Origin of the sequence: Paenibacillus sp. Dod16, assembly GCF_049893405.1 — a bacterium.
In the GTDB taxonomy this organism is placed as follows: domain Bacteria; phylum Bacillota; class Bacilli; order Paenibacillales; family Paenibacillaceae; genus Paenibacillus_AQ.
Map to the genome: position 1 here is coordinate 22,886 of NZ_JBNDYG010000038.1, position 14,934 is coordinate 37,819.

Genomic DNA, 14,934 nt, shown 5'->3' on the forward strand with positions numbered 1-14,934 from the left:
TAAGGGAGAGAGTAATATGATTCATCTGTATTTAGACGACTGGCGCCCCAATCCGAAAGGATTTGCGCTGGCACGAAGCGGGGAAGAGTGTTTGCTGATGCTCCGTGAATGTGAAGTGGATGTTCTGTCCCTTGACTTTGAATTGGGACATGGCCAAATGAACGGCGGAGACGTGGTTGCAGCCATGATCGCCGAAAATCTGCAGGCCCGAGAAATATATTTGCATACCTCAAGCCCATCTGGCAGAAGAAAAATGTATGAGCTGCTCTATGAGCATATGCCGGAAAGCGTCCGGGTTCACAATGGACCGATGCCGGAATCCGTTCTGCGGGAAGTCGCCCAGGGTTCAAGATGATAGAGGTAACGCAGCGTGAATTGACGGAGAGGCTTGAATGGCACGAGCGCCTGACGAAAAGGGATGCGAATGCGGACCCAGTCATCGTATTTTTGCATACGCCATTATGCGGCACATGTGCCGCTGCGCGTAAGATGATCAACATTGTAGAACATGTGGTGCCGGATGTACAGCTGCTCGAAGCCGATGTGAACTTTCTTCCGGACATTGTGGAACGGTATCAAATCCGCAGTGTTCCTGCATTGCTGGCTATTCAGTCGAGTCCCCTCCCCGCACCGGAGGTGCTGTACCGGATGGGTTCCGTGCAGGATATCGTGAGTTTTGTGAGGAGCGTGAAGCCATGATTTCGCTGCAGCATTTGTCGCTCGTCAGAGGGAGCCGTCAGATTCTGGATGATGTTAGTATCGAGATGAAGCCGGGACAGAACTGGGCCATCTTGGGCAGGAACGGATCAGGCAAAACGACGCTGCTGGAAATGATGACAGGATATATGTTTCCTTCCAGCGGGCGTGTGGAGGTCCTTGGCCATGTTTACGGACAATGCGACGTTCGTGAGGTCCGCAAATCGATCGGCTATATTAGCCAGTCGTTATTGGAGAAATTGACGCTGAGCGACCCGGTCTGGGAGGTTGTGGCAACAGGGGCTTACGCCTTTCTGCGCTTCTACCAAGACATACCGGAAGAGGCCAGGAACCAGGCCCATGCCCTGTTGAACGAAATGAATTTCGGCCATCTGGCGGAGCAGCCTCTCGGAATATTGTCACAAGGTGAACGTAAAAAGGTAATGCTGGCACGCTCCCTCATGGCCGATCCGAAGATTCTGATTATGGATGAACCGTGTGCGGGCCTGGATTTGTATGAACGGGAGAAGATGCTGCAGGAGATTGACAAGCTGAGGCAGCGCGAAATTACGGTTGTGTATGTCACGCATCATATCGAGGAGATTGTCCCTTTATTTACTCATGTGGCGCTCATGAAAGACGGCCGCTTAACGGGTGCGGGAACAAAAGAAGACGTATTAAACCATGAACTTATCAAACAAACTTATGATATCGACGCTCAGCTGGAATGGGATGGCGGACGTCCCTGGATCAAAGTTATTTCTGGAGGTTAATCCGTTTGGATGAATTAAATGTTATGCAAGAGCTTGAGGAACAGAATCAAAGTCATCGGGATTTTCACAGCAAGTGGGTATGTACGGCAAACCATGGGTTTGCTCCTTACGCCCAAGAAGAGCTGCGCCGGATGTTTGGCAGTATAAAGAGCACGATGATGATACCGGGTGAGGTGTTTTTGGCGACAGTCGGCAGCTCCGAAGATGAGGCGAAGCGGCTGATTACGTCTTCCCCGCCTATTTTTCTGCGGCATTTGTTTCCGGTACATCTGGAGGTGACAGCCGATACCGCTGACGATGCACTGCATGCTGTCGTTGAGCATGTCATGAAGCGGGAGGAAATCGGCCGCAGCCGTGTATCCATCCAGATCCGAAAGACGGAGAACAGCTCGTGGAAGGAAAACCCCGCGGCCCTTCGGGATGAATTACAGCATCGCTTGGCTGCGCTAGAACTTGAATACACGGTACAGGCACCGGAGTGGATCATTTCACTATTCGCTGCCGACAGTGTCTGGTATGTGGGCGTGTCACGGCCGGAGGACAACCTGTCGGATTGGAACGGAGGCGCCGTCCGCTTTCAGCGGGAAGAGGGACAAATCTCAAGAGCCAAATTCAAGCTCCTTGAGGCGGAGAAGCAGTTCGGAATTCCGTTTGATTCCTTCCGCAAGGCTGTCGATATCGGAGCAGCGCCTGGCGGATGGACCTCCTTTTTATTGGAGCGCGGCCTGCAAGTTACGGCCATTGATCCGGCGAAAATGCACCCATCCCTCGATGGTCACAAAAACCTCCGCGTGATTCACAAGAATGCAGCGGACGTATCGTTTAGAGATTCTGAGTTTGACCTGTTGGTGTGTGATATGAGCTGGAGTCCTAAACTAATGGCCAGAATGGTAACCGGGCTGCTGCACAGTCTTCAGACGGGCGGCACTGCTGTCATTACGGTTAAGCTGCTGACTAAGAAACCGATGGCGCTGGTGAAAGAGATCATGTCGGTGTTTGAAGAGTCCAGAATGCAGATTCAGGGAGCAAAGCAGCTGTTCCACAATCGGGACGAGATTACGCTTTATATGATTAAGTATTAAAAAACTCTTTACAAGTCAATGTATCTTGTTCTATAATGATTCCAAAATTAACCAACGACAACGATAGGGAAAGCATCCCGCTATTCATCACGATTCAGTGATGTGGCGGAGTGCTTTCCTTTTTTTGTTGTGTTTGTAAGTCAGGGGAGAGGGCGTTGAAATGAATCAGCCTTGCAGATTAGTACATGGGGAAGTGTTGGGCGAGCGTTACGTGATTGACCGCGTGATCGGTGAAGGGGGCATGAGTTGTGTATATCTGGCCGAGGATCTGAAGCTGCCCGGGAAGAAATGGGCAGTGAAGGAGAGTTTGTCTGAACCCGGTATGCAGCGCACCGTTCAGGACGAGGCACAACTTCTGATTAAACTCAGTCACCCGCGTCTGCCGCGCATTGTCGATTTTTTTCATGCACAGGCTACCGGCTACACCTATTTAGTTATGGATTATATTCAGGGCATGACATTGGAGAAGTACTTTCGGGGATATCGAGGGAATGTGAATCCGGACTTCATCATGGAACTGACGGAGCAACTGCTGGATGTTCTGGAGTATCTCCATAATCACGAACCTCAGGTTGTATTCCGGGATTTAAAGCCATCAAACATTATGCTGACCGATCAGCTGGAGGTTCGACTCATCGATTTTGGAATCGCCAGAAGCTATAAACAAGAGAGTGGGGAGGATACCGTCAAGCTGGGCACGGTTGGATTTGCGGCGCCGGAGCAATACGGAGGTAGGCAAAGCGATGCGAGATCGGACCTGTATGGGCTTGGAGCGCTTCTGCTATATCTCTCAACCGGCGGTAAATTCAGTGAATGGATAACGGGCGTGGAGCGACATATCCGTGGCGATTTGCCAAGAGAACTTGTACCCGTTATTCGAAAGCTGCTGCAATATGCTCCGGAGCATCGATATCAATCCGCGGCAGAAGTTCGTTCAGCGCTCAGTCGGCATCAGCCGATCACTGCGAATATATCAAGTGCTCAGTCCAACACGCTAGCCGGGACGCTTGTGACAGCCGTATTGGGGGCATCATCCGGTGTAGGAACAACCCATAGCTGTATCGCATTCGGGCATTACTTGGCTTCAAGGTACGGGAAGGTAGCGATCGTAGAAATGAGCGCAAAATCTACCGCCTTTACCCGGATTCAGGAAATTGCCGAGGGCGGGAAGCTGGGGTCTATCCGAAAGTTCGAAATCAACGGGATTCACTTTTGGCGGCAAACAGCCAGAACGGAAGTTATTTCGCTGCTCGGGGGCAGTTACGATGCGGTGGTGTTGGATTTGGGAGCATACCGGGACAGCGAACGGCTCGAGGAGTTTCTTCGGGCCGATCTCCCTATCGTTATCGGATCAGGAGCGGAGTGGCGACAGCATGATGTGGTAACGCTGGCCCGGATGCTGTCAAGACATCCTCAGCCGGCCAGGATCTACGCACTGCCTCTTGCTGGGGAAGAAACGATTCAAGAGATGAGAAGAACGCTAGGAACGAATAGAGTTCATTCCTTGCCCCTGCAATTGGACCCGTTTGAATTGCCTGACAGCAGCCGGGAGGCATTTGCACAGTTATTTCTGGATTACCTGCCGCGGGCAGAAAGGAAGCGAAGATTCAGGTTTCTAAAGAATTAACTGCATATGAACTGAAGGAGATGAAGCAATGCCAATTATCAGGAGGCGCAGCCGCAAACTGATATTTGCTGGCTTAGCCGGCGCAGCCGTAACAGGTGCCGTATGTGCCGGCGCAATGTTGTATTATGTGCACGGCTATAAAGAGCAGCAGAGTATAGAGCGTACTAAATACGAGCAGCGAATCAAGGAGCTTGAAGAGACGCAGCTTCAGCAGCTCAATTCAATGAAGGTTGCATGGGTCCCGTTAAAAGATATTCCGCCTGGTCATTTCATCGATGCAAAGGATATTAAGGAAGTGCGTTTGCCTGATGACGGTTCTTCCGGCAATCTGTTCTCGGTCAAGGAAGAGATTGCCGGGAAGGGGGCCAAGATCGAGCTGCTGCAGGGAACACCGATTACCCGCTCGATGCTCTTTGAAGAAGAGCCGACACCGTCCGATCTTCGTCATCGGGAGATGAAGTCCGTATATCTGCCAAGTAATTTAAGACAAGGGGACGTGATCGATGTAAGGGTCCAGTTTCCAAGCGGACAGGATTACATCATTTTATCCAAGAAGAAGATCGACAGGCTTCAAAATCCGGCGTTTTGGACAACGTTAAGCGAACGGGAGATTTTATTGCTTTCCAGCGCTTTGGTGGATGCTTATCTGCATAATGCCACACTCTATGCACTCACCTATGTAGAGCCGGAGCTGCAAGAGAGGGCAATACCTAATTATCCTCCAAACGCTGAAGTAACGAAGCTGATCGGAAGCAACCCGAATATTGTGAAGAAAGCCGAGAAGCACTTCGAGGTTACGCTGCGAAACACGCTGGAAGAGGATTTAAGCAAACTTCAGCCGAATCAGCAGGCACAGGTATCCGACATGCATCACAACTCCATCTTCGCTAGTGGGGCAAGAAGTCCAGACTCCTGGAGTCCTGCGTCCAATTTAAGCTCCCAATCTTCAACGGATACAAAACGGAATACTGCTGACATCCGTCTTGACGACGAGGATCATACAGAGACTCCGCTCCGTGAAGAGCGGGATTCAGAAGCGGAGCAGATTCTAGGATCATCCGGACCGCCAGAAGCCGAGGCGGGCAGTGATAAGGAATCAGAAGAAGCGGAGTTGATATTCTCAAGTCCTTAGTAAAGACAAAGCTAAGCCCTAAGAACAGATGAGCGATTGAAGGAGTGTAATCAAAGTGAAGACGTGGATATTTACAGGTATCTGTGATAAGAGCGACATGCTCCTCTACATGTGCAAAATATTAGCCAATGGAGACAATAGGGTACTGCTCGTGGATGGTGCGATGGATGCGAAGTACAAACATTGCATAGGCGTGATGCACCCGAAGTTGCCGGTTATGGAGTTTGCCGGATTCGACGTGGCAACCGGATTTGAGAATTATACTTCACTCATGGACTATCTGGAAGAAGCAGACGAGAAGAAGTACGACTATATCGTCATGGACGTGGAGAAGTCGGAATTCCTGGACAAGATGCAGTGGGATACAGCAGATGCCCATGTTTGGGTTAGCGGGTTCGAGGTAACCGGACTGCGCAAGAGTACGGCATTGCTTGATGAACTAAGAGCCGCACGAACAGATGATCCGCTCCCTCCTTTCCATCGGGTATATGTTCAGGTCATTGAAGATTTGATGGATGAGTCCTATATAGAAGGTTATCTGGAAGACAGCCGGATTCAGTGGCTGGGTCCTCCCGTGAAAATGCCGTGGGATGAATTGTTCTTCGCCTTGAAAATAAAAAATGAACATGCAGGAAGACTGGGTATTAAGCCATTATCCAGACAGTATAAACGATCGCTTACCGAACTTCTCCGCCTGTTAACGGAAATGGAGCAGCGGCATATTCGCCGGGCACTTCGGCAAGCAGGAAGGAGGCATGCATGAGTCTGATTGCTGTATGGAGTCCCTTGAAAAGCGGCAGCGGCAGTACGATGCTGGCCTCGAGTTTACCTATCGTATTGGCGTTTGAATATCAGGTCAAAGTGCTGCTCGCCCATGGTGGACATGCAGGGGAGCGAGTGGAACAAGCTTTTTCCTTTAAGCAGGAATCATTTGATTTTATGACAGCATTTCAAGATACCGGAATGGATGCCTTGGAAAGACTTTGTACAAGCGGGAGGCTGAACCCGGAGAATGTACGCAATTATACTTTGCCGCTCCTGTCTGATCGGCTAGATCTTTTATGTGGACCGAAACTAATGTCCGCCGATGATATACAGACCGCAAGCAGTGCGGAGGACAGAAAACAGGCGGAACTTATGACCAGAGTTATGGAGTTCTCCAAGCGAAGTTACGACGTCACGGTGGCCGATGCAGGTAATGGAGTTCCGGGAGCGGTAGATCGCGCGATACTTCAAGCTGCCGACTTCATCGTGGTTGGTTTGAATCAAAATTTGCATGTACTGGAGAATAAGCTTGAACAGGAGGGGCTACCCCCTGAACTGAAGGACAAGGCAAGCCTATATATCGTCGGCAAATATGACCGGGAGAGCCATTGTACACTGCAAAATATCAAGCGCCGCTTTGGCATCAAAACGACGGTGCTTGGTGTTCCATATTGTTCCGGCATGACGGATGCATGGAATATGCGCTCCGTTATGCCTTATATGCAGCGAAGTCGGAGAGGCGCTGACCTGAAACGGATGAGCTCACTGTATGTTGCCGTTTGTAACTTGGCGGATGCCGCGGCTGAACATCTTGGTCTTCCTTCCGGCGGTTCGAAAGCGGGAGGCCAGCATGCTCTTGGGTAATTCCTTTAATACGATATGGATCATCATCATTATTTTGTTTGTACTGCTGTTTGTATATCTGCGTTATTTGGATACCCGAAAACCGACCGCTGCTATTTCGCGGGGGTCCGACCCTTATTCTCTTGAAGCCATGACTGCGTTTGTTAAAGAAAGCCTCCATCAGCTGACGCACAGCCAGTTGTCTGATTTAGGGCTGCATGAAGAGGAGTATCGCCGAAGGCTGAACAAGCGAAGTGAATTGAGAAGTGCCCTCAAGGGCTGCGTATCCGGAGATGTGCTGGATAAAGCTTATGTAAAGGATTTTTTAAAGCAGCTGCTGGTCAGAGATCTGGGTTTGAACGAGTCCAACATTCATGCGGCCATTCCATTCGAAAACCTGACCGAGTTAACAGCCCAGGATCAATTCGAGATCATCTTATACCTGTATAAGCAGAGGCACGGAGAGAATGCTTTATCCGTACTTCTTGAGACGTATGATCTTGCAGGGCCTCGCGTGATTCCCGGTTATGGAGAGGGCAGCGTATATGCGGTAACCGCAGAGGATATTGCGTATATCTATGAGTCAGAGCAGCGACCGCTCTTGTTTCCGGAGAAGCTTGATATCGTCGTTCAGCGCATTTATCAGCAGTACAAAGGCTTTTCCGTCGTGGATGAAATCAGGGATCAACGGATCGACGGGATCAGTGGCGGGGTAAGTGGCATTTCTGTCAACCGTGACAGCGGACAGTATATCTTTCACGACCAGGATGAGTTTTTGGGGCTTGGCTTTTCAAATATCGAATCACCAGCAACAGGCTGCGAGAGTGTCTGGATTTTTTATCGAGGGGTGTCGCTGCATCTAGCTTTTTTATCGTTTGGTTCGATGCTGGAACTGAAGAGAGTATGTCAAAACATATACAAATACAATCATCCCGGGCAGCTTTCAGAAGCCAGCGGTTATAAAGTGAATGAGATGAAAGATGGCTCCAGGGTCGTTGTGGTTCGGCCCCCGTTTGCCGAGTCCTGGGCGTTCTTTGTCCGCAAGTTTGATCTGCCCAAGGCTTCGCTTGATCAGTTAATTACGGGAAACGGTTCGGAATTGGTAATCGGTTTGTTGAGGTATTTAATGAAAGGCAGCCGGATTACGGCAATCACCGGTGCGCAGGGTTCCGGAAAAACAACGCTGCTCATGGCGATGGTGGGTCATATTTATGCCTCCTATACCCTTCGGGTGCAAGAGATGGCCTTTGAGTTGCATTTAAGGAAAATCTATAGCCGCAGAAATATTCTCAGCTTCAGGGAAACCGAGCATATTAGTGGGCAGGCCGGTCTGGATCTGCAGAAGAAGACGGACGGTACCGTTAATATTCTTGGTGAGGTTGCCAGTGACGAGGTAGCGTCATGGATGATACAGATGTCTCAAGTGGCAAGTTTGTTTACCGTGTTTACCCATCATGCCAAGACATTCAAAGACCTTGTACAATCCTTGCGCAACTCCTTGCTCAAGAGCGGCGTTTTCAGGCAAGAGCATATTGCAGAGCAGCAGGTGGTCAGCGTGATCAACTTTGACATTCATCTAAGAAGAGACGCTTACGGTAACCGCTACATAGAACGTATTACAGAGTGCATCCCGGTTGAGAAGGGATCCCTGCCACCATTCGAGGGAACTTCAGAAAAGCGCTGGAAGAACAGTATGGAGGAATATTTTCAGTTAAGTACAGAACATATGCGGAGATTGAACGAAGTAAATTATTTCGTATCTCGTAATGTGATTGAATACCGGGACGGTAGCTATATCGCTGCCGCCAAGTTATCCGAAAGCAGTGTTCGCGAAATGACGGAGCATATGCATCCGGAAGATGCCGAAGAATTCAGAGTGTTTCTGGCTTCGGGTTGGGGGGAACAAAGTGTCCTCTAAAGATGTATTAATTCTGATTTTAATCATATCTTTGGCACTATTTTCCATCACATTCGGTATCGTGTCGTGGATGAACAGAAGACGAGGGTATGGTGAGGTAGCTGTCGTAGAGGTTGATGCGGGCGAGGTAAGGTCATTGCGCGGGATGTACCGGCAATGGTTTCAATTGGCCTATAGGTATGGAATGAAGCTTCCTATAATCAAAGCCTATCTTAAACGGATCAGACAGCGGATCGCGATCATGCATCCCTATGACGAAATATCACTCCGGTTTGAAACCGTGAGATTAGCCTTCGCGATTACCGGTACGATCGGGTTAACCGCCATGCTCCTTATATGGAGTCATCCGGACCTGGGGTTTATTGTCATTGTTATTCTTGCAGCAGCGGTTATTAACAATATGCTTGTTGAGATGTTCATTAACCGACTGGAACGAAAAATACTTGTCCAATCGGTTGATTTGTTCTCCTCCGTCCGCCATCACTATCAGCAGCATGGAATGGTAGAGGAAGCTTTGTACGAGGGAGCGGAGACTTCAGGGCATGAAATTTCTATGCATGCTCATCGGATCTATAATGCCTTGGTATCCAACGATCCTGATGACGAGTTGGAGAGGTATTATGAGGTAGCGCCGAACCGATATCTTAAAGCGTTTGCGGGTATTTCACATCTTGTCATGGAGTTTGGTGATCATGCGAGAAAACAAGGCTCTATCTATCTGCATGGCCTAAGCGGGTTGACCAAGGAGATCCAATTGGAAATATTGCGCAGAGACAAGCTGGATTATTTAATGAAGGGCTTGAATGTGATTGCGTTGGCTCCGGTCTTTTTCACCAAACCGATTGAACGCTGGGCCAGGAGCAGTTTTCCGTCGATGGATGAGTTTTATATGAGCAAGCTCGGGTTTATGACCAAGATATCGATTTATATCATCATTCTAATCTCTTACATCTTGCTTCAGAAGCTCCAGCAAAATCGGGAAACGGATTACCGCGCAGAGGTTCAGAAGATGACCCTGGAAGAAAGAATGTACCGGATTGCTGTTATGCGTTGGCTTGTGAAGGTAATGGCTCCGACACCCGGTACGGTGAAATATGACAGGCAGGTACGCTTATTAAAGGAAAGCAACGCGAGAATCAAGTTCGAATGGCTCTATATCAGAAGGGTGACGTTCTTCTGCCTGGCTTTCTTCCTGTCGCTATCGCTGGCTACAGGTCTGCATGTGCAGGCTAAACATCATCTGCTGTATGTCCCCGTTTCTTTGAATCATTCCCTGTTCGGCCAGATGAATGAGATCGAGCGTCGGCAGGCAGAGGAAACGGTTGAGCGCGATCGGCTGCTAATGGAACAATTGCATATGTCGCCGGAAGTGACCGATGATCAGGTCAAGCAGATGATTAGTGAGACAGATCCTACTTCATTGACCAAGGAACAAGTTGAGATCATAACCGATCGAATTATGACTAAACTGCAGCGCTATGACAGCGAGTATTTGAAATGGTGGGAGCTGCTGCTATCCTTTCTGGCAGGTGTGGCTGCATATGCGGCGCCATTATGGCTGCTGCATTTTCACCGGAAAGTACGCAATATGGAAATGAGGCATGAAATTTATCAATTTCAAACGGTCATATCCATACTGCGCGGAATGGAGCGCATCTCGGTTGAGGCCATATTGGAATGGCTTAATCGGTTTGCTGTTATTTTTAAGATTCCCATTCAAAAAAGCTTGCTTCATTACGAACATGGCGCCCAGCTGGCATTGCTGGAGCTGAAGGAAGACGTCTGGTTTCCTGAATTTCAGCGGCTGGTGGACAAGCTGCTGCTTGCGGTAGATAAAGTACCGATCAAGGATGTTTTTGATGACCTCGATGGAGAAATGATATACAGTTTCGAGCGACGCAAGCAGGAGTACGAAGCGATGATCGATACGAAGGCCGCATGGGGGCGAATGATCGGTTTTACTCCGATGTATGCGTTGATCTTTATGTATCTTGTTATCCCGCTTATCGGCATGAGTTTCTCCCAGATGGAAACGTATTATGAGCAAATTCAACGATTATAACGATACGTGGATTGGCTCAACCGGAATCATGATCGACAGGATCAAAAAATAATTGAAAGAATGAGGGAGATTTCAATGAATAATGCATCATCCGCTTTAAAGGTTGCAGCAGGCATATTTCTGACCATAGCACTGATTACCATTGTTGTTATTTTGTTTATTTCGGCGCAGGAGGCAACCAAAACCGCTCAAAACAATTTTTCAGATATTCAGACAGAGCTGTCCCAGGCAGCATTTACCGTGTATGACGGAACAACCATCAGCGGTTCTCAGGTGACAAACGCACTGCGTAAATACAAGGATAAGGATCAATTTGGAGTTTTCATAGCAACAGGGAAAAATAAAGCAGGGCAATGGTACGGCAATGTGTTGGAGAAGGACGGTTCGATTCTCAATCCGGATTCAAGACAAGGGAATATCGAACTCGTCATGGATGAGAAAAGCCCAGAGTACGTCAATCCAAGCGGCAAATTTAAGGCGACCATCGTTAAGGATGATTCTAACGTAATCAGAGGCATTAAATTCGATCAATAGTTATGAATGGAAAGGTGACTTGCCTTGCGTGGACAAACGATAAGCGCACTTGAATTGGCAGCAGCAGTGGCATTATTTCTTGGCGCAGCCCTGTATGCCTTCCATATTCAGACGATGGTGGATGGCGGTATATCAGCCGTAGGCAGAATGACTCAGGAGCAGCATGCGGGTGTGATCACCGTAGAGATGACGAACGAGAACAGAAAGCTCATTTATAAGGGAAGCGAAGTCGTATTCACGCTGCGAGAGGTTCAAGCTGGCGGCTTCAATATGTATGTGGATGGCGTGCTGTTCCAATCAGGCAGTAATCCGGAGGAACTGGATCTTTCGATCATAGATATGGAAGCCCATTATGATGCCGAGTACGTTCGGAGGATCGATGGAGAAGTGGAGAGCATCCAGTTTGTAAAAGTGAGGTAACAACAATGTCAAACTCGGTTTCGAAATGGTTTGCTGCCTTTCTGGCTCTTCTTCTGCTGTACTTGGTTCCCGCAGGCGAGATGGCCAGAAGACAGGATGATCTGTCACGACTCGTTGTTTATCAATCCGTTACCAAATTCGTGGATAGTGTTCGTACGAAGGGGTATATTACTCCGATCATGTACAATGACTTCCTGCAAGAGCTGGCAGCCACCGGGAACATTTACAATGTGGAAATGGAACATCATCATAAGAAATACCACCCGGAATATGCCGATCCTTCAGATCCTGGAACATTCTTGAACCGCTATTCCGTCGTATATGATGCTTATTATCAGGAAGATGTTATGGGATATCTATTCCCGGAGTCGAATGTCGATAAACAGGATGACAGACGCCGATACCGTCTAACGGCTGGAGATCACTTTCAGGTAAGTGTCAGTACTCTGAATCGAACACCCGGATTGATCATGTTCGATGCGTTGACCGGATCAAATTCTGGTGGCAAAGCAGCAATCGCATTTCCATACGGAGGTTTGGTACTGAATGAAGATTACGTGTGACTTGTTCTGCTATAACCGCCTTGAGCGGGAAATGCAGGGACTTATCTACTAAGTCCAACTCTATGGTCGAGAATTGGAATGACGGAGCCATGTTTCCTGAAACAATTCCATTAATCTCCTGCGTGCGTGACATGGGCAGCATGTCAGGTACGAAGCACAGGTGAAGTCGGCAGAAGGAAGGCTAAAGCCACTCCAAGAGAAGGTATGCCTACTGATATGCCGGATGGCTGAAAAGCTAACTATGGTGAGAATGATCAAAGGATCTGACGAATCTCTGAATGTACGGGTCTAAATTCATAGCATATGGAAACATATGTCCTGATACTACTCAGGGTGGATAGCGTAAAGTACAACTGTAGTCTAGGAAATACGCTATATCGAACTAAGGCGATATCAAGTCCACAGGCTCAAAGGAGACACCTACGGTTAAGCATGGATAGCTAGCCCTTAGGGTACAAGGAAAGCAAGGGACGTCGCATTACGGGACTGCCATCCCAGACGGTTACTATAAGGTCAGTATAACGACTGAAATGTATTAATCCTTGTGAGAGTAGAGGCACGACTGATGAAGTATCTGTAATGGATATGGAGGAACAGCCTCGAGTCTTTCTAGATTAAGATCAATCTTTCCAAAAAGTGAATTGCACCGATCTGGCAGGAATGTGGGTCTCCATCAAGGAGGTGAAACCACAGTGCAAGCTCTGCGTTACTGGGACTACTATGACATGACGAACACTTTTACTGAGTTGTACGAAAATGCCCAAAAAAAGATATGCTTCCATAACTTATACGACCTAATTACCACAAAGCAGAACATTCTGCTGGCATATCGGACAATAAAGTCCAACAAAGGATCGCGTACACCAGGCACAGATGGCAAAACAATTGAAGACCTAAAAACACTAACGGAAGAAGAAATTGTGGAGCAAATAGGTTGTAAACTCTCGAATTACCAGCCTAGGAAGGTGAGACGAGTCCATATCCCTAAACCCAATGGCAAGAAAAGGCCATTAGGTATCCCATGTATAGAGGATAGGATTATCCAACAGTGCTTTAAACAAATCCTTGAGCCTATCGCAGAAGCATACTTCTACCGACACAGCTATGGATTCAGACCAATCAGATCAACACACAATGCCATAGCGAGAATTCAACACCTAGTGAACACGGCTGGCTTACACTACGTGGTCGATGTAGATATTCAAGGCTTCTTTGACAACGTTAACCATACGCTGCTCATCAAACAGCTTTGGAATATAGGGATCAGAGATAAAAGGGTACTACGAATAATCAGCAAAATGCTGAAAGCGGAAATCGAATGGGAAGGCATTCCAAGCAAAGGTACGCCACAGGGTGGTATCCTATCACCACTCCTTTCGAACATAGTCTTAAATGACTTAGATCAATGGGTCTCCGGACAATGGGAAACCTTCGTAACGAATATCACTTACGCAGGAAAATACCATAGAAACAGGGCGCTAAAGAAAACTAACCTTAAAGAAGGTTACATCGTCCGTTATGCAGATGACTTCAAAATTCTAAGTCGAGATTGGAAAACCGCACAAAAGTGGTACCACGCTGTTAGGCTATATCTCAAGGGTCGGCTCAAACTCGATATCTCACCCGAGAAATCCCAAGTAGTTAATCTTAGAAAAAGAAAATCGGAATTCTTAGGTTTTACTATATGGGCAGAAAAGAAAGGTAAACGAAGAGTTGCATATACGGGGATCAGCGACAAGAAGAAAAAACAAATCAAAAATGATGCAAAAACACGCATCATGGCATTACACAAGAAACCCATTACTCAAAACGCTCTTCTTTACAACAGCTTCGTCCTTGGGGTGCACAACTATTTTTCAAAAGCAACACACGTTAGTGTTGAGTTCTCACGTCTTGCCTATGATCTAAAAGCATTCACTTACAATCGTCTAAAATCAGTCGGGAAATACCAACATCCAGGAATTCCACCTCCGACTTATAAAAAGTTCTATAAAAGCAACTACAGAACTTTCAAAGTTTGTGGAGTCCTTCTCTTCCCACTCAGGGATGTAAAAACGGTGAACAACCTCAACTTTCAGCAAGGTCTAAATCCGTTTACACCCGGTGGTCGAGCAATCCTAATAAAAGAACTGAACCCGGACATTCGTGCTGAGATATCCAAACTTCTGAAATCCAAGATACCGTACCGAACAGTTGAGTACATGGACAACAGACTGAGTAGATACAGCATGCGGGCAGGGAAATGCGAAATAACAGGTGTTTTTCTATTCGCTGATGAGGTGCACTGCCACCATTATCTCCCCCTACATTTAGGAGGGTCGGACAGCTATAGCAACCTGCGTATCTTGCATAAAAACATTCACAGGATTGTTCATGCGAGTAAACCTGAGACGATTGTTAAGCTCATGTCCAAATTCGATTTCGACGATACAATGATCCAGAAAATCGAACAGTACCGTAAAATGAGTAACTTGGAACCTATTGATAATCTAATCTAGAAAGATGGAGCGCCGTGTGCG

The 14,934-nt window shown here is 47.7% G+C and carries 14 protein-coding genes; all 14 read left to right on the forward strand.

All coding sequences use genetic code 11. The annotated features are described in order from the left end of the window. Positions 1-16 precede the first annotated feature (16 nt). The 14 genes from ACPV3A_RS25455 (at position 17) to ltrA (ending at position 14,913) form a co-directional block, all read left to right on the forward strand. Positions 17-355 carry a cyclic-phosphate processing receiver domain-containing protein gene (locus ACPV3A_RS25455; protein WP_194542061.1) on the forward strand — a complete coding sequence of 113 codons (339 nt, stop codon included), beginning with the start codon at positions 17-19 and terminating at the stop codon, positions 353-355. After that, positions 352-699 carry a thioredoxin family protein gene (locus ACPV3A_RS25460; RefSeq protein WP_194542062.1) on the forward strand — a complete coding sequence of 116 codons (348 nt, stop codon included), beginning with the start codon at positions 352-354 and terminating at the stop codon, positions 697-699. The genes ACPV3A_RS25455 and ACPV3A_RS25460 overlap by 4 nt, the downstream gene beginning before the upstream one ends. Then, entirely contained in the window at positions 696-1,469 is a 774-nt protein-coding gene (locus tag ACPV3A_RS25465; RefSeq protein ID WP_220685754.1) for an ABC transporter ATP-binding protein, read from the forward strand. The genes ACPV3A_RS25460 and ACPV3A_RS25465 overlap by 4 nt, the downstream gene beginning before the upstream one ends. Positions 1,470-1,474: 5 nt before the next feature. Next, positions 1,475-2,551, forward strand: a complete 1,077-nt coding sequence (locus tag ACPV3A_RS25470) for an SAM-dependent methyltransferase (protein WP_194542064.1) — start codon at positions 1,475-1,477, stop codon at positions 2,549-2,551. A 160-nt stretch (positions 2,552-2,711) separates the two neighbouring features. After that, positions 2,712-4,178, forward strand: a complete 1,467-nt coding sequence (locus tag ACPV3A_RS25475; protein ID WP_339223227.1) for a serine/threonine-protein kinase — start codon at positions 2,712-2,714, stop codon at positions 4,176-4,178. A gap of 28 nt (positions 4,179-4,206) precedes the next feature. Further along, the gene (locus ACPV3A_RS25480; protein ID WP_426201999.1) at positions 4,207-5,310 is read left to right on the forward strand and encodes an SAF domain-containing protein; all 1,104 of its coding nucleotides are present in this window, start codon (positions 4,207-4,209) and stop codon (positions 5,308-5,310) included. Positions 5,311-5,365: 55 nt separating this feature from the next. Then, the gene (locus ACPV3A_RS25485; protein WP_194542067.1) at positions 5,366-6,073 is read left to right on the forward strand and encodes a hypothetical protein; all 708 of its coding nucleotides are present in this window, start codon (positions 5,366-5,368) and stop codon (positions 6,071-6,073) included. Then, on the forward strand, positions 6,070-6,939 hold the full coding sequence (locus ACPV3A_RS25490; protein WP_426202001.1) for a hypothetical protein: 870 nt from the start codon (positions 6,070-6,072) through the stop codon (positions 6,937-6,939). The genes ACPV3A_RS25485 and ACPV3A_RS25490 overlap by 4 nt, the downstream gene beginning before the upstream one ends. Further along, positions 6,926-8,836 carry an ATPase, T2SS/T4P/T4SS family gene (locus tag ACPV3A_RS25495; protein ID WP_426202238.1) on the forward strand — a complete coding sequence of 637 codons (1,911 nt, stop codon included), beginning with the start codon at positions 6,926-6,928 and terminating at the stop codon, positions 8,834-8,836. Before ACPV3A_RS25490 ends, ACPV3A_RS25495 begins: the two co-directional genes overlap by 14 nt. Then, positions 8,826-10,898 carry a hypothetical protein gene (locus ACPV3A_RS25500; RefSeq protein ID WP_339296203.1) on the forward strand — a complete coding sequence of 691 codons (2,073 nt, stop codon included), beginning with the start codon at positions 8,826-8,828 and terminating at the stop codon, positions 10,896-10,898. The genes ACPV3A_RS25495 and ACPV3A_RS25500 overlap by 11 nt, the downstream gene beginning before the upstream one ends. Positions 10,899-10,973: 75 nt before the next feature. Further along, positions 10,974-11,432: an ABC transporter permease gene (locus ACPV3A_RS25505; protein ID WP_071218212.1), complete on the forward strand. Its 459-nt coding sequence runs from the start codon at positions 10,974-10,976 to the stop codon at positions 11,430-11,432. Between the two features lie 24 nt (positions 11,433-11,456). Beyond that, positions 11,457-11,852, forward strand: coding sequence for a hypothetical protein (locus ACPV3A_RS25510; RefSeq protein ID WP_233354819.1), 396 nt, complete (start codon positions 11,457-11,459; stop codon positions 11,850-11,852). A gap of 5 nt (positions 11,853-11,857) precedes the next feature. Then, the gene (locus tag ACPV3A_RS25515) at positions 11,858-12,415 is read left to right on the forward strand and encodes a hypothetical protein (RefSeq protein ID WP_426202004.1); all 558 of its coding nucleotides are present in this window, start codon (positions 11,858-11,860) and stop codon (positions 12,413-12,415) included. A 692-nt stretch (positions 12,416-13,107) separates the two neighbouring features. After that, positions 13,108-14,913 carry a group II intron reverse transcriptase/maturase gene (ltrA, locus tag ACPV3A_RS25520; RefSeq protein WP_426202006.1) on the forward strand — a complete coding sequence of 602 codons (1,806 nt, stop codon included), beginning with the start codon at positions 13,108-13,110 and terminating at the stop codon, positions 14,911-14,913. The last annotated feature ends 21 nt before the right edge of the window (positions 14,914-14,934 follow it).

Excerpts from the sequence above, each read along its gene's own strand:
- ACPV3A_RS25465 (WP_220685754.1), top strand. The coding sequence starts at position 696 with ATGATTTCGCTGCAGCATTTGTCGCTCGTCAGAGGGAGCCGTCAGATT.
- ACPV3A_RS25455 (WP_194542061.1), top strand. The coding sequence starts at position 17 with ATGATTCATCTGTATTTAGACGACTGGCGCCCCAATCCGAAAGGATTT.
- ACPV3A_RS25490 (WP_426202001.1), top strand. The coding sequence starts at position 6,070 with ATGAGTCTGATTGCTGTATGGAGTCCCTTGAAAAGCGGCAGCGGCAGT.
- ACPV3A_RS25495 (WP_426202238.1), top strand. The coding sequence starts at position 6,926 with ATGCTCTTGGGTAATTCCTTTAATACGATATGGATCATCATCATTATT.
- ACPV3A_RS25475 (WP_339223227.1), top strand. The coding sequence starts at position 2,712 with ATGAATCAGCCTTGCAGATTAGTACATGGGGAAGTGTTGGGCGAGCGT.
- ACPV3A_RS25460 (WP_194542062.1), top strand. The coding sequence starts at position 352 with ATGATAGAGGTAACGCAGCGTGAATTGACGGAGAGGCTTGAATGGCAC.
- ACPV3A_RS25515 (WP_426202004.1), top strand. The coding sequence starts at position 11,858 with ATGTCAAACTCGGTTTCGAAATGGTTTGCTGCCTTTCTGGCTCTTCTT.
- ACPV3A_RS25505 (WP_071218212.1), top strand. The coding sequence starts at position 10,974 with ATGAATAATGCATCATCCGCTTTAAAGGTTGCAGCAGGCATATTTCTG.
- ACPV3A_RS25480 (WP_426201999.1), top strand. The coding sequence starts at position 4,207 with ATGCCAATTATCAGGAGGCGCAGCCGCAAACTGATATTTGCTGGCTTA.